This is a genomic window from Haloterrigena turkmenica DSM 5511 (assembly GCF_000025325.1).
Taxonomy (GTDB): Archaea; Halobacteriota; Halobacteria; order Halobacteriales; family Natrialbaceae; genus Haloterrigena; species Haloterrigena turkmenica.
Genome location: NC_013743.1, coordinates 2,383,696 through 2,396,315, shown reverse-complemented (window position 1 = coordinate 2,396,315; position 12,620 = coordinate 2,383,696). Strand labels below are relative to the sequence as shown.

Here is a 12,620-nt window from a genome sequence, read left to right as displayed (position 1 = left end):
GATTACTCCGGTATTCTTGGCTGCTATTACGGGGCGCTATTATGTAGCAGGCCGGCTGCCCGCCGAAATCTGCAGCGGGACGCAGCGAAGGGACGGCGTCGTATCGGGCTCTCGGTTCCCGGCCGTCGGTTCCGTATTCACTGCGGTCCGACGGTCTTGGAGACCCAGCCGGTGGCCCCGTCGGGCTTCGGACCGTCCTCCTCGGGGATCTGGTGGTCCCCGTCACCGTCGCGTGCCCGGACGATCATCTCGTGCGTTCCCGACGCTCCGTACTCGTGGCGCCACTGTCGCCAGACGTCCTCGCCCGGGAGGGGATCGGACAGTTCGGCGTCGTCCCACGTGTCGCCGCCGTCGGTCGAGACCTCGACGGCCTCGATCCCTCTGGTGCCGGCGTAGGCGTGACCGGCCACCTCAACGCGGCCGCCGCCCAGGCGGTTGACCTGCCAGAGCTTGGCGACCGTCTCGACCGGACCGGTGCCGTGCCAGCCGCGGTGTTCCCAGTAGCCCATCGTGTCCTCGTCGCGGACCTCGATCTCGGTCAGCCACTTCACGTTGATCTCGCCCCAGTGGCCCGGGACGAGCGCGCGCACCGGCGCGCCGTGTGCCCGCGGCAGCGGGCGACCGTTCATTCGGTAGGCCAACAGCCCCGGCCACAGCGCGTTGATCGGGAACTCGTTGTAATAGCTGTCCGCCCCGTGCAGGACGACGCGGTCGCCTCGAGGGTTCGCCTCCTCGAGGAGTCGCTCGACGGGAACGCCGCCCCAGAGGGCGGTGTCCATCTGCCGGCCGTTCAACTGATCGCCGACGCAGCGCAGCGTGACGAACCGATCCTCCAGCTCCATGGCCTCGATGTCCGAGACATCGTACTCCGCTTCCTCCTCGACGGCGCCCGTGATCGAGAGCGACCACGCCCCGCGGTCGACGTCGGGGTTCACGTTGGCGATGTCGACCTCGTAGAAGTCTGTGCTGACCAGCGGCTCGAGCCCCTCGACGGCGAGGGACTGATCTTTCGCCCGCGTAAGCAGCTCCCGGACCTCGGGACGGGCGTCCTCGGGGATCTCGAGGCCCGGCGGAAATGACTCCTCGCCGGTTCCGCGGACGAAGAGTCCGACCGCGCTCAGGCCGATCGCCGACCCGACGGCCCCGAGGACGCGCCGCCGTCCCAGCGATCCAAGGGGGCCGTCCGCGCCGGCGCCGGGTACACCCGTCCCGGCCGTCACCAGCAGGACGAGTCCGACCCCTGCGGCGGTGCCGGCGCTCGAGACCGGCGACCGCGTCAGCCCGAACGCGAGCGCGCCCGGCAGGACCGTCCCGGCGATCACGCCGCCGATAGTCCTGACGCTCCGGCGGGCCAGCGCGTCGGGGACGGGCTCGCGCCACCGGAGGAGCAACACGCCGGGCAGCGCCGACAGCCCGAAGAGGAGACACGTCAGCGCGATGGCCGTCAGGAAGGCCACCTGGTGGCCGAGCGTCCCTAACTGCGTGATCGCGACGGTCACGAGTGCCTCGGGGCTAGCCGCGATGACGACGCGGTCCACCGGCGTCGCGACGAAGGCCGGCCGCCGACCGACTGACAGGTACGACCCGCCTACGGCGGCGAGCCCCGCGGCGAGCGCCACGGCCACCACGGGAAGCCACGTGCGCACCCGAGCGATCGACCTCCACACGCGTGACATTATCTGCCAATATGGGGCGGGCGGACATGAAAGCTTCGCGGCTGTGGCCGGTTTCCGGAACGCCGTTCGGCCGCGCTGAGCGCACCGTCGACGGTCGACAGCCGCTGTCCTCGGTCTGCGCGCGTTCTCCGATCCCGTCCGAGGAGCGGAGAGCCGACGGAACCGAGCGACCGGTTCGCCGTCATCCCTGAGCGGGAGTACCGACACGTACTATTTTGTTCTCGTCGGCGCAATGATCGGTACGAGCATGCTGCCTCGCACACACTGTCGTCCACCGAGAGTCACCGCACGCGTACGACGCACATCCGATCGCGAGGACCGATGACCGTCGTCGTAACGCCGCATCTCTTCGGGGACGACAGTCCGCGACTCATCGACGAGATTCGCGATCGTCGGCCCGGGATCGACCTCGAGCACGTCACCGACGAGGACGCGCTGCTCGAGGCGGTCGTGGACGCCGAGGTCGTCGTGACCGGACGGCTCCCCGACGATGTGTTGAACGCGGCCAACGACCTGCGGTGGGTTCAGGCGCTTAGCGCGGGCACGGACATGTACGATCACGACGCGCTCGCCGCCCGCGACGTCGCGCTGACGACGGTTTCGGGCATCCACGCGCGGCCGATCGGCCAGCAGGTGATGGGATATCTGCTCCATTTCGAACGCCGCTTCGATCGCGCGATCGCTCAGCAGCGCCAGCAGGAGTGGGAGCGCTACACGGGCGGCGAACTCGGCGATCGAACGATCGGCATCGTCGGGGTCGGGGCGATCGGCTCGCAGGTCGCCGACTACTGCACCGCCTTCGACGCGCGGGTCGTCGGCACGAAACGCGATCCGACCGACGCGCCCGCGGCGCTGGACGCCGTCTACGGGCCGGACGACCTCGAGTCCGTCCTCGCCGACAGCGACTATCTCGTCCTCGCCTGCCCGCTGACCGACGAGACCCGCGGACTGATCGACGCCGAGGCGCTGGCGACGCTTGACGACGACGCCGTGCTCGTCAACGTCGCCCGCGGCGAGGTCGTCGACGAGCCGGCGCTCGTGGACGCGCTCGAGGGCGACGAACTCGGCGGCGCCGCGCTCGACGTCTTCGAGGCGGAACCGCTGCCCGAGGAGTCCCAGCTGTGGGACCGCGACGACGTGCTCGTGACGCCCCACATGGCGGGATCGACGCCCCACTACTGGGAGCGGTGTGCCGATGTCTTCCTGCGGAACTACGACCGGTTCCGAAGCGGGGAGGACCTCGAGAACAGGGTCGTCTGAGCGCTCGCATGCTGTGTCCCGTCGGTCCGTCGCTCGATCACGGCCCGGCCTTCCTGACCGAGTAGTGGCGGACGCCGTCGCGGTCCTTGTACTGGACCCGCTCTCGCCGCTCCAGCGTGCCGAGCGCGCCGAGTGTGTCGAGTACCTGCGCCGGATATCGAATCTCGCCGGTGCGGTTTCGCGTGACCTCGATCGGCGTCGCCGGTCCGACCGTCACGACGGCCTCGAGCGCCTCCGCGGTCAGCGACTCGAGCTCGCTGCGCGTGCGCTCGACGGCCCGCTTGGCGTCCGTAAAGACGGGGCCGTGGCCCGGGAAGACCCGATCGAACGATCTGCCCTCGAGCCGGTCCATCGCCTCGTGGAACGCGTCGACGGCATCGTAGGCCCCGTGATCGATCCCCACGTGAATCGCCCCCGGGCGGAACGGCTCGATGAGCGCGTCCCCGCTGAAGAGGACGCGCCGGCCATCGATCGTCGCCGCGAGGCTCGCGTGGTGGATCTGGTGACCGGGCGTGTGGATGGGCTCGAACTCGAGTCCCGCGACCGTCATCGGGTCGTCGAACGCGAACCCGACGGCCTCGTCCGGATCGAGCAGGCGCCGGTTTCGGTGCAGCGAATCCCGGGCGCGTTCGGCCTCGCGCTCGATCGCTTCGCCCTTGTAGCCCACTGACCGGCCGATCTCGTGAACGCCGGCGGCGAGTTCGTCGGCGTCGCGCTCGAGTCGCTCGAGCGCCGGCGCGGGCGCGTAGACGGTCGCACCGGCGTCGCGGAGCAGCGGTACCTGACCGATGTGATCGCTGTGGGGATGGGTGACGACGACCGCTTCGACGTCCGCGAGTTCGTGGCCCTGCTCGGCCAGCGCCTCGCGGATCGTCTCTGCGGCCCTGTCGGCCGGATCGCCGGTGTCGACGAGCACCGGTGCCGGCGTCTCGACGAGATACGCAGCGGCGTGTTTCGGCGGCCATTCGATGTCGAAATCGAGTCGCGTGATCGGCATCGAGACCGACCCCGATGCGCGATCCGTCGGCGTACTCATCGCTCAGATGAGTTCGCGGGCGATCGTTCGTTTCTGGATCTCGTCGGTCCCCTCGAAGATGCGGAAGACGCGGGCCGAGCGGTAGTTGCGCTCGATCGGGAGGTCCTTCATGAAGCCGGCGCCGCCGTGGACCTGCATCGCGATGTCTGCGGCCTCGTTGGCGAGTTCGGCGCCGCGGAGCTTCGCCATCGACTCCTCCTTGCGGGCGCGCTCGCCGTTGTCCATCTTCCAGGCCGCGTAGCGGTAGAGCTGGCGGACCTGTTCGATGTCCGTCGCGAGTTCGGCCAGCTGGAAGGAGACGCCCTGTCGGTGGCCGATCGGCTCGTCGAAGGTCTCTCGGTTCCGGGCGTAGTCGACTGACATGTCCAGCAGGAACTGGGCGGTGCCGACCGACCCCGCGGCGATGTTGATCCGGCCGCCGCCGATCCAGCTCATCGCCGACTGGAACCCCTGATCGACCTCGCCCAGCACCTGATCCTCCGAGACTCGGCAGTCATCGAAGTGGAGTTCAGCGTGCGTGCCGGGGGTCATCCCCATTGCGCGGTGGATCGTGCCGACCTCGAAGCCGGGGTTGTCGGCATCGACGAGGAAGCAGGTGATCCCCTCGAGGTCGCCGTCGTCGCCGCTCGTCCGGGCGAACACCATCGCGAAGTCCGCGTACGGCCCGTTCGTGATGTACACCTTCTGGCCGTTGATGAGCCACTCGTCGCCGTCCTTCTCGGCTCGAGTGTCCATGTAGTGGGCGTCGCTGCCGTGTCCGGGCTCAGTCAGCGCGAAGCAGGTCGTGATTTCGCCGTCCATCAGCGGGTAGAGGTATTCCTCGCGTTGCTCGTCGTCGCACTCGAGCAGGATCGGCGTCGGCCCACCGGCGCCGCCGAAGACGGCGCTGTGGAATCCCGGCGGCCGGTTCGACATGTGCTCGCCGACGATCGCCCGCGTGAGGATGTCGACGTCGCCGCCGCCGACCTCTTCGGGCATCGTCATTCCGTAGAAGCCCGCCTCGACCGATTTCTTCCGGATCTGTTCGACGACGTTCCGGTATTCGGGGACCTGTCGGTGGTTCTCGTCGACGATGTGCTTCTCGTAGTCGGCGCCGAGGAACTGATCGTACTCGTTCTCGAGCGGGGCGACTTCCCGTTCGATGAAGCCGTCGAGTGCCTTCTTGATCTGCACCGCTTCGGACGGTTCGCTGAAGTCCATAGGCCATATGACAGAACGTGCCCTATAAGTGTTACCATGACACATATCTCGGCCGGCCGACTCGCCGGTCGCCGCGACCGAACCGGCAGGACCGCTGTTCAGTAGGGTGGAACAATTATATCACTCCGTCCGGTGAAGATGATGTATGGCAACAACGAACGCGGAAGGTGGGAACAGGGTACAGGCAGTCGTCAAGACCCTCGACATCCTCGAGGCGCTGTGGCAGGCCGAGGGGGCCGGAGTGACCGAACTGACCGAGCGGACGGGGTTGGCCAAGAGTACAGTTCACGCGCACCTGACGACGCTGCGCTCGAAGGGGTACGTCGTCCAGGACGGGGACGAATACCGGCTGAGCCTCCGATTTCTCTCCTTCGGCGAGCACGTCAAACACGCCGAGCCGCTGTACCACGCCGCGGAAACGCCCATGGCGGACCTAGCGGACCGGACCGGCGAGCGGGTGCTCTGTTCGACTGAGCAGAACGGGCTCGGAATCGTCATCGGCGCCCACGACGGCGAGCGCTCCGTCTCCTCGAATATCGACGTCGGAACCCCCACGTACCTCCACTGCTCGGCGATCGGCAAGGCGATGCTCGCCCACTTCGACGACGAGAAGGTCGATCGAATCGTCGACGACTGGGGGCTGCCCGCGTTCTCCGACGAGACCATCACGGACTACGAGACCCTGGTCGCGGAACTCGAGGAGATCCGCGAGGAGGGAGTCGCCTACAACCGAGGCGAGTACCTGTCCGGGATCAGCGCCATCGGCGCGCCGATTCACGGCAACGACGGCACCGTCTACGGCGCTATCTGTGTCGTCGGGCCACAACACCGACTCGAGAGCGAGTGGGACCACGAGGAGCTACGCGATCAATTGCTCTCCGCGGCGAACACGATCGAGGTCAACCTTCTTTTCTCGGACTGACCGGGGTCGATCGCACGGGGACGTTCACCAGTCCTGAACGAGCGTATCATCCGGGAGATAGCGTCCTACCCGACGGATGAGGGGATGAGCGAGGATATCGACGAATTCCGTCGTTCAGTCAGACGGAACGCAGCCCGGAATTACAGACATATGCCTGTAATGGCAGGTGAGTCGGTTCGCCGGACGGTCGTGGAATCGGTCGGAACACCTGTGTTTGTCGAATGACTCTTCACTCATATGGGCGAGGACGCTAGCGGGCGGCGAACCAAGGTCGAACGCGTCATCGACGACTACGGTCTCGACGAGTGGGACGCGCGGTTGGAGGCCGAGTGGATCGGTGACGGCACCGAACGGCGGAGTCTCCGGGACCCCGCGGCCGCGTTCAACCGCGCCGTGGTCCGGGCGGCGCTCGACGACGCGGGCGAGTCCGTCTCCGACGCCGACGTCGACCACCTGTATCGGACGTTGACCGACGACGCCGTCCCGCGGTCCGACGCGGTTCGCAAGCGTCGCGATCTCGAGGACCGACTCGCGTTGATCGAGGACGAACTCGAACGCCGCGAGGACCGGATCGAGCACCTCTCGGAGAGCGAACGCGAGGTCACTGGCCTGATCTTCGCGCTCGCCGTCTTTCTCGTCCACGAAGCCCACGAGACGGTCCCGTTCGTCCTGCTAGACTCGCCCGAGGCGATCGACACCGATCGCATCGCCGCGCTCGTCGACTACTTCGAGGAGTACGTCGACTACCTCGTAGTCGCGCTCCTCCGGGAGGACGCCGAGGCACTCCCGGAGACCTACGCCTACGTCACGGAGATCTGAATTCGGCGCGACGACGCCCCTCGCCCTTGCGATCCCGGTTCTCCGTCGACTTCGATGCGGCGACAGTCCTCGAGCGAGACCTTTCGATCGGCGATCGCTACGGACAGGGCGATGGATATCGGACAATTGGATAGAGTGAAGAAGCATACGAGAACAGACAGTTAAATTTAGAGTTATATAAAATATTGTATATAACTAGGTAGTGACGAATGACCATCTATTCGAGGGTTCTATGCCCTGATCTGCAGAGTTTCGATCATCACCCCGTCCGCCTATCGTTTTCACTCCACATTAACTACATATATCAACGATTGTTCATATTTCGAGTGGATAGCGTCCATATGTGGATATAAAAGGGGTTTAGTGAGATATTAGATGACTAAAGCCGCTAAATACCAATGTAGTTCCAATTCTGCTGTCGGTACGCTTCGATAACCTACCTTATTTTTGTATTGATAATGTATTAATGATTTATTCGGGCGGACGAACCGGTTTCGGCACTGAAGATCGCTTCCCGATAAGTCGTACTACTGTGACGGTCATCGGACGTGATAGCCCGCGAACAATGCTGGCCCGTTGATTAATGGTCGTCTCTCCCGAACGGGTGGATGGATGGGGGTCGTTACGAAAATTAAGCAGTTCGTCGGCGACGAGGGAGAGCTCTACGAGTGCCGGAACTGCGGCGAGAAGTTCAATCACGAGCCCGAGGCGTGTTCGACCTGCGGCTCGTCGGAGATCGCTCACTACGAGTTCTGAGCGGGGCCGATGGTGGGCGGTTAGTCGACCAACGCACGGGTGCACAGCGACGGCGCCGGCGACGAACGCATCCGTCTCGAGCCCCTCGATTCGATATGGCCGATTCGAACGCGAACGGGACGGCGTCGACGATCCAATCTCTCGAGCGCGACGCCGGCACGGTGCCGTCGAACGAGACGGCGACGGCGACATTCGGCGCGGGCTGTTTCTGGGGACCCGACGCGCGGTTCGGCGCCGTCGAGGGCGTCGTCCGAACGCGCGTCGGCTACGCCGGCGGCACGACGCCGGAGCCCAGCTACTACGCGCTCGGCGACCACACCGAAGTCGTCCAGCTCGAGTACGACCCGGACGAACTGTCCTACGACGACCTGCTCGAGACCTACTGGTCGATCCACGACTGGGCGTCGACGGCGCCGAAACGCCAGTACCGGAGCGTCGTCCTCGCAGGCGACGACGACCAGTACGAGACCGCCGTCAGCCGGCGGACCGCGCTCGAGGACCGAGCCGGACGGTCGGCCGCGACCGACGTCGAACGGCTCGAGGAGTTCACCCGCGCCGAGGAGTACCACCAGAAGTACGAACTCCGCTCGACGCCGGTCGTCGGCGACGAACTCGAGGCGCTGTACAGCGACGCGTTCGTCGACTCGACGGTCGTCGCCCGACTGAACGGGTTCGCCGCCGGACACGGTGATCCAGCCCAGCGGGACGAACTGCTGGCGGCGTTGGACCTCCCGCCGACGGTGCGGACGGAGCTCCGACGGCGATTCTGATCGACGCCCTGTGTTCGATCGAGTCGACCGTCAATCGTCCTTATTTGTATCTCGAGGCCGAACAACCGGCCATGACCGGCGACGACCGATACAAGGTGTTCGGCGTCTATCTCTCGGCGCCAGTGACCGACGCGCTCGAGGAGTACCTGTACGACGAAGCGGGCGTCCTCGACGTCGGAGACTACTTCGACGAGACCGCGGATTCGGTCCCCGTCGGCGATCCGGGCGCCGACGCGACCGACGACCTCGTCGCGGACGTCGTGGACGCCTTCGCCGACCTCTACGATCGGGCGGATTTCGCGGCCGCCGAACGGACCGATCCCGACGCGTTCGATCTCGTCCACCTCGCGGCCGACCCGACTCGAGTCACCGACGTTCGCGAGCGGTTCCGGGCCGCCGCCACCATCCAGGACGCCGACCTGCGGACGGTTCAGACGGCGATTCTCGCCGCCCATCTCGAGGCGGGTCCGGCAGAGTGAGGTGACGCCGGCGGTCGGCAACGGTCCGTCTCGAGTGCGCCGCGTCGGACGATCCGGTGTCGCTGCGCTGCAGTGGCCGCTCTCGGCGGCGCCGGCTACGCGTCCGGATTCCGGCGCTCGACCATCCCCAGTCCGATCCAGGAGATGACGACCTCGTCGTTCTGGTTGATTCCCTCGAGGCGGCTGTCGACGTAGCCGCGTTTCGGATCGCTCTCGGAGACGCGCTTGTCGACGACCTCCGTCCGGACCGACAGCGTATCGCCGGGCCTGACCGGCCGCTTCCAGCGGAGTTCGTCCACGCCGCGAGCGCCCATGCTGGCCTGATCTCGAATCGAGCCGTCGACGAGCAGCCGCATGCAGATCGACGCGGTGTGCCACCCCGAGGCGACGAGTTCGCCGAACGCGGACTCCGCGGCCGCCTCCTCGTCGGTGTGAAACGGCTGCGGATCGTACTGTTCGGCGAACTCGAGAATTTCCTCCTTCGTGACGGTGTACTCGCCGCACTCCTGGGTGTCTCCGATCTCGATGTCCTCATAGTACTGCATACTGCTGTCAGTGTGGTGTGCGAACAAGAGCCTGTGGAAAGGGGAACTACTGCCGGGTGCCGGGCGACCGCGTCAGGCCCGCTGTAACTCGTGGATGGTCACCCAGTGGTCGGAGTACTCGGCCTCGTGGTCCCTGGCGTCGCGATTGGCGTCGGCCCAGTCGGTACACTCCCGCTCGAGATCGCAACTGTCGCACTGGAGCTTGTATGCCATACTATATCGTGCCACGAGGGTCATCTTAAGCGTTCGTCACGGTCGGGAACGAGACGATCAGTCGAACTGATCGACCGTCGCCTGAAAGGAGTTGATCGGCTCGCAAGGAATCACCGAAGGAGATTCGATACTGTAGATACTCGTTGATTCTCAATGAAATTTCACATATAACAAAAATTGATGGGCTAATATTCGATAATTATGTGACCAAACTGAAACCTTCTGCTTATTATCGTCACCGAGATATCCACTGGTAATGGATTCGGAAGAGGAAGAAATAATCCGGCTCTTGACGGAGGCCACTAATCGAGCGGTAGTATCCGTTCTCACTGATGCGTCTCGCGGCCTCTCCGTGACCGAGCTCGCCGAACGGCTCGCTTCGGAGACCGACGAGGACAACGAGCAGCTGGTCGTCTCACTCTATCATAATCACCTCCCTCGGCTCGACGAAGCGGGCCTGGTCGCGTACGACCCCGACGAAAACTTCGTCACGAGCGCGAACCACTCGGCGGGTGACGCCGAATGGATGGACGTCGCGCTACTCGACGAACTGTTCTCACGGCTCAGAACGGGGCACAGACCGAACGAGAGTACCGTCGGACGACTGGAGGGTCGGGAAGACGTGTACGATCACTGTCGGAGGTTGGCCGATACGGCCGAAAACGAACTGTTTCTGATTTACACCTCCGACGAATTGCTCGACGAGGCCTGTCTCCCCCATGCGGAGAGGGCCATCGAGCGAGGCGTCGCGTTCCACGCCGGGACGAAAAGCCGAGCGGCTCGAGAGTTCTTTCGTGACCGCCTTCCGGAAGCGACGATATGGGAGCCGCAGATGGACTGGATGTACGAACAGGCGCGCTATCCGAAGGTGAGTCGGTTGATAGTCGCGGATCGGGAGCACGTGGTCGTCGGTCTCTGGGACGAGAACCCCGACGGGACGAAAACGGAAACCGCGATGATCGGCGACGGACCGACCAATCCCTTGGTCGTCCTCATCCGGGAACTGCTCGGTCCGCGACTGGATCACCTCGATTACCAGAGCGACGAGTTCTTCAGCGACCTTCCGTTCGAAACCTGACCGAGACTATTCGCTGCGATGGATACGCTCGAGAATAGTGTCACCGATACCGGCCGGTACGAGGCTCCCGATTCGGTAGTCTCGAGCTGGTGACAGCAATTGACGGGTGAGATGTCTCTCTGACCGAACGATCGGTTCCCCGACCTCGAGCGAGTTCGATTGAGCGAACCGCAGTCCGACACCGGGCTCGGACGAAAAGCGGTGTGGACGACGTGAGTTGCAATCACCAGGCAAGTCGAAAGACGACTCTCCTGTGGGATCCTGCGAAACCGATGTGGAAGTTCCTGGGTTGGGGCAGATTTGAACTACGTCCGAGGTTCTGCGCCTTCGGCGCAGAACCTCGGTCTAGTTCAAACTGCCCAACGTAACGATTCTGTCGCTCACGGATTTGTTCGCGACAGAAGTAGTGGGTTGGGGCAGATTTGAACTGCCGACTTCCTCCGTGTGAAGGAGGTATCATAACCGGACTAGATCACCAACCCGCAGGGGGTTGTATCAGTGCGTCCGACTTAAGACTTCCTTTCACTAGGCGTCGACTGGCTCGTCCGCTCCGGGCCTCGAGAGCGTCGCTCGAGCGCTCCCAGCCGCCTCACGGGCCTGTGCCTCGGCTTTCCGCTCGAGGTCCAGTAATTCCTCGCGGACCGCCTCGAGTCGGGTCGGTTCCTCCTCCGGCTCTTCGTCCCGGCCGACGGCCGCGCGGAGCCGCGTCGCGTAGGGCGTGAGCGTCTCGCCGAGTCCGAGTTTCGCGTGTTCGGCTGAGCGAGCGAGGTAGTACCGGCTGTCGTGGAAGTGTTTGTTCATGTGATTCTCTTCCATAGAGAGGCGAGCAGTCAATATAGTCCTTTCGCAGGGGACAGAAACGCGGATCGCCCGTCACTGGCCTCGAGGAGCCGGATCCGCGAAATCAGTACTGAGGCGACTCTTCCGGTTCGCCGTCGCGGGCGTTGACGACGCGACCGAAGGTGAACAGGCCGTCCGAGAGCCGGTTCAGGTACTGGACGGCCTGTTCGTTAATCTCCTCCTCGGCGGCCAGCGCGACCGCCCGCCGCTCGGCGCGTCGACAGACGGTCCTGGCGTGGTGGAGTTGCGCACCGCGCTCGCTGCCGGTCGGCAGAATGAACGACTGCAGGGGCTCGAGTTCCTCGTCGTACTCGTCGATCCAGTCCTCGACGGTCTCGATGTGGTCGGCGCGGACCGCGGGGTCATCCTCGTCGGGATCGGGGTTCGCGAAGTCGGCCTGGACGACGTGGAGGTGGTTCTGGATCTCCCGGAGTCGCTCGTCGACGTCGTCGTGACCGGTCGGGCGGATCGTCCCGACGAGGGCGTTGAGTTCGTCGACGGTGCCGTAGGCTTCGATGCGCGGACTGGCCTTCGAGACGCGGGTCATGTCCCGGAGATCCGTCTGCCCGTCGTCGCCGCGACCTGTGTAGATCGACATGTCCGAGTGAACGGACGAGACGCACTTAATCCCCGCCGACCGTCGCTCGAGCGCTCGATCGGACGCCGACGCAGACGGACCGAACGAGTTCGGACGTCCGCCGTGGCGCAACCAGTACGTTTTACACCCGCGGCGCCCAATCGCCGCGCATGGCCATGGAACTCGATCACGAGTGCCCGAACTGCGGCACCGAACAGACCTTCTACCGCGCGGCGAGTACGACGCTGCACCTCGGCAAAAAGGTCAAGTGGCACTGCCCGGAGTGCGACTACGGCTTCGTGAAAATCGGCGACAACGGCACCGCCGTCGACTCGAGCGCGTAACTGACGGCCAGACGCGACGATTTCGATTCCGTATCCGTTTTTCGAACGTCGGTGACTCGAACTCGGGTAGCCACTGCCTTCGGAACCGACCGACCTCGAACTCAA

The 12,620-nt window shown here is 64.8% G+C and carries 14 protein-coding genes, 1 tRNA gene and 2 pseudogenes; 9 read left to right on the top strand and 8 right to left on the bottom strand.

From position 1 onward, the window contains the following. Positions 1-137: 137 nt before the first annotated feature. On the bottom strand, positions 138-1,676 hold the full coding sequence (locus HTUR_RS11485; protein WP_012943492.1) for a molybdopterin-dependent oxidoreductase: 1,539 nt from the start codon (positions 1,674-1,676) through the stop codon (positions 138-140). Positions 1,677-1,997: 321 nt separating this feature from the next. Here HTUR_RS11485 and HTUR_RS11480 point away from each other — a divergent pair, with 321 nt between their 5' ends. Further along, positions 1,998-2,936 carry a D-2-hydroxyacid dehydrogenase gene (locus tag HTUR_RS11480; protein WP_012943491.1) on the top strand — a complete coding sequence of 313 codons (939 nt, stop codon included), beginning with the start codon at positions 1,998-2,000 and terminating at the stop codon, positions 2,934-2,936. A gap of 37 nt (positions 2,937-2,973) precedes the next feature. On the opposite strand, the gene HTUR_RS11475 is transcribed toward HTUR_RS11480, so the two are convergent. After that, on the bottom strand, positions 2,974-3,972 hold the full coding sequence (locus HTUR_RS11475; protein ID WP_049941708.1) for an MBL fold metallo-hydrolase: 999 nt from the start codon (positions 3,970-3,972) through the stop codon (positions 2,974-2,976). A 3-nt stretch (positions 3,973-3,975) separates the two neighbouring features. Then, positions 3,976-5,172 carry an acyl-CoA dehydrogenase family protein gene (locus tag HTUR_RS11470; RefSeq protein ID WP_012943489.1) on the bottom strand — a complete coding sequence of 399 codons (1,197 nt, stop codon included), beginning with the start codon at positions 5,170-5,172 and terminating at the stop codon, positions 3,976-3,978. 145 nt (positions 5,173-5,317) lie between these two features. Between HTUR_RS11470 and HTUR_RS11465 the strand changes: the two genes are divergently transcribed. The 6 genes and pseudogenes from HTUR_RS11465 (at position 5,318) to HTUR_RS11450 (ending at position 8,918) form a co-directional block, all read left to right on the top strand. Continuing rightward, a complete protein-coding gene (locus tag HTUR_RS11465; protein ID WP_012943488.1) occupies positions 5,318-6,094 on the top strand; it encodes an IclR family transcriptional regulator in 777 nt (258 codons plus the stop codon). A gap of 237 nt (positions 6,095-6,331) precedes the next feature. Then, a pseudogene (gene rdfA, locus HTUR_RS28800) lies at positions 6,332-6,610 on the top strand (rod-determining factor RdfA); the annotation flags it as partial. Between the two features lie 45 nt (positions 6,611-6,655). Then, positions 6,656-6,913: pseudogene (locus tag HTUR_RS28795) on the top strand (archaea-specific SMC-related protein); the annotation flags it as partial. A 612-nt stretch (positions 6,914-7,525) separates the two neighbouring features. Further along, positions 7,526-7,669, top strand: coding sequence for a hypothetical protein (locus HTUR_RS27375; protein WP_012943486.1), 144 nt, complete (start codon positions 7,526-7,528; stop codon positions 7,667-7,669). Between the two features lie 95 nt (positions 7,670-7,764). Further along, positions 7,765-8,439: a peptide-methionine (S)-S-oxide reductase MsrA gene (locus HTUR_RS11455; RefSeq protein ID WP_012943485.1), complete on the top strand. Its 675-nt coding sequence runs from the start codon at positions 7,765-7,767 to the stop codon at positions 8,437-8,439. Between the two features lie 71 nt (positions 8,440-8,510). Then, entirely contained in the window at positions 8,511-8,918 is a 408-nt protein-coding gene (locus HTUR_RS11450; RefSeq protein WP_012943484.1) for a hypothetical protein, read from the top strand. 95 nt (positions 8,919-9,013) lie between these two features. On the opposite strand, the gene HTUR_RS11445 is transcribed toward HTUR_RS11450, so the two are convergent. Both HTUR_RS11445 and HTUR_RS27370 read right to left on the bottom strand, forming a co-directional pair. Continuing rightward, positions 9,014-9,490, bottom strand: coding sequence for a MaoC family dehydratase (locus HTUR_RS11445; RefSeq protein ID WP_343122701.1), 477 nt, complete (start codon positions 9,488-9,490; stop codon positions 9,014-9,016). 45 nt (positions 9,491-9,535) lie between these two features. Continuing rightward, positions 9,536-9,676: a hypothetical protein gene (locus HTUR_RS27370; protein ID WP_187291451.1), complete on the bottom strand. Its 141-nt coding sequence runs from the start codon at positions 9,674-9,676 to the stop codon at positions 9,536-9,538. Between the two features lie 256 nt (positions 9,677-9,932). Between HTUR_RS27370 and HTUR_RS11440 the strand changes: the two genes are divergently transcribed. Next, on the top strand, positions 9,933-10,754 hold the full coding sequence (locus tag HTUR_RS11440; protein WP_012943481.1) for a DUF7344 domain-containing protein: 822 nt from the start codon (positions 9,933-9,935) through the stop codon (positions 10,752-10,754). Between the two features lie 407 nt (positions 10,755-11,161). On the opposite strand, the gene HTUR_RS11435 is transcribed toward HTUR_RS11440, so the two are convergent. The 3 genes from HTUR_RS11435 to HTUR_RS11425 all read right to left on the bottom strand — a co-directional run bounded on the left by HTUR_RS11435 (position 11,162) and on the right by HTUR_RS11425 (position 12,192). Next, positions 11,162-11,236: transfer RNA gene (locus tag HTUR_RS11435), tRNA-Val, on the bottom strand. Between the two features lie 43 nt (positions 11,237-11,279). Continuing rightward, positions 11,280-11,570 carry a DUF7553 family protein gene (locus tag HTUR_RS11430; protein ID WP_012943480.1) on the bottom strand — a complete coding sequence of 97 codons (291 nt, stop codon included), beginning with the start codon at positions 11,568-11,570 and terminating at the stop codon, positions 11,280-11,282. Positions 11,571-11,658: 88 nt separating this feature from the next. Next, on the bottom strand, positions 11,659-12,192 hold the full coding sequence (locus HTUR_RS11425) for a cob(I)yrinic acid a,c-diamide adenosyltransferase (protein ID WP_012943479.1): 534 nt from the start codon (positions 12,190-12,192) through the stop codon (positions 11,659-11,661). Positions 12,193-12,341: 149 nt separating this feature from the next. On the opposite strand from HTUR_RS11425, the gene HTUR_RS27365 reads away from it, so the two are divergent. Further along, on the top strand, positions 12,342-12,515 hold the full coding sequence (locus HTUR_RS27365) for a DUF7838 family putative zinc beta-ribbon protein (protein WP_012943478.1): 174 nt from the start codon (positions 12,342-12,344) through the stop codon (positions 12,513-12,515). Positions 12,516-12,620: the final 105 nt, after the last annotated feature.

Coding starts and splice junctions, on each gene's coding strand:
- HTUR_RS27375 (WP_012943486.1), top strand. CDS start 7,526: ATGGGGGTCGTTACGAAAATTAAGCAGTTCGTCGGCGACGAGGGAGAG.
- HTUR_RS11475 (WP_049941708.1), bottom strand. CDS start 3,972: ATGAGTACGCCGACGGATCGCGCATCGGGGTCGGTCTCGATGCCGATC.
- HTUR_RS11480 (WP_012943491.1), top strand. CDS start 1,998: ATGACCGTCGTCGTAACGCCGCATCTCTTCGGGGACGACAGTCCGCGA.
- HTUR_RS11465 (WP_012943488.1), top strand. CDS start 5,318: ATGGCAACAACGAACGCGGAAGGTGGGAACAGGGTACAGGCAGTCGTC.
- HTUR_RS11430 (WP_012943480.1), bottom strand. CDS start 11,570: ATGGAAGAGAATCACATGAACAAACACTTCCACGACAGCCGGTACTAC.
- HTUR_RS11470 (WP_012943489.1), bottom strand. CDS start 5,172: ATGGACTTCAGCGAACCGTCCGAAGCGGTGCAGATCAAGAAGGCACTC.
- HTUR_RS11425 (WP_012943479.1), bottom strand. CDS start 12,192: ATGTCGATCTACACAGGTCGCGGCGACGACGGGCAGACGGATCTCCGG.
- HTUR_RS11485 (WP_012943492.1), bottom strand. CDS start 1,676: ATGTCACGCGTGTGGAGGTCGATCGCTCGGGTGCGCACGTGGCTTCCC.
- HTUR_RS11450 (WP_012943484.1), top strand. CDS start 8,511: ATGACCGGCGACGACCGATACAAGGTGTTCGGCGTCTATCTCTCGGCG.
- HTUR_RS11440 (WP_012943481.1), top strand. CDS start 9,933: ATGGATTCGGAAGAGGAAGAAATAATCCGGCTCTTGACGGAGGCCACT.
- HTUR_RS11455 (WP_012943485.1), top strand. CDS start 7,765: ATGGCCGATTCGAACGCGAACGGGACGGCGTCGACGATCCAATCTCTC.
- HTUR_RS27365 (WP_012943478.1), top strand. CDS start 12,342: ATGGCCATGGAACTCGATCACGAGTGCCCGAACTGCGGCACCGAACAG.
- HTUR_RS27370 (WP_187291451.1), bottom strand. CDS start 9,676: ATGGCATACAAGCTCCAGTGCGACAGTTGCGATCTCGAGCGGGAGTGT.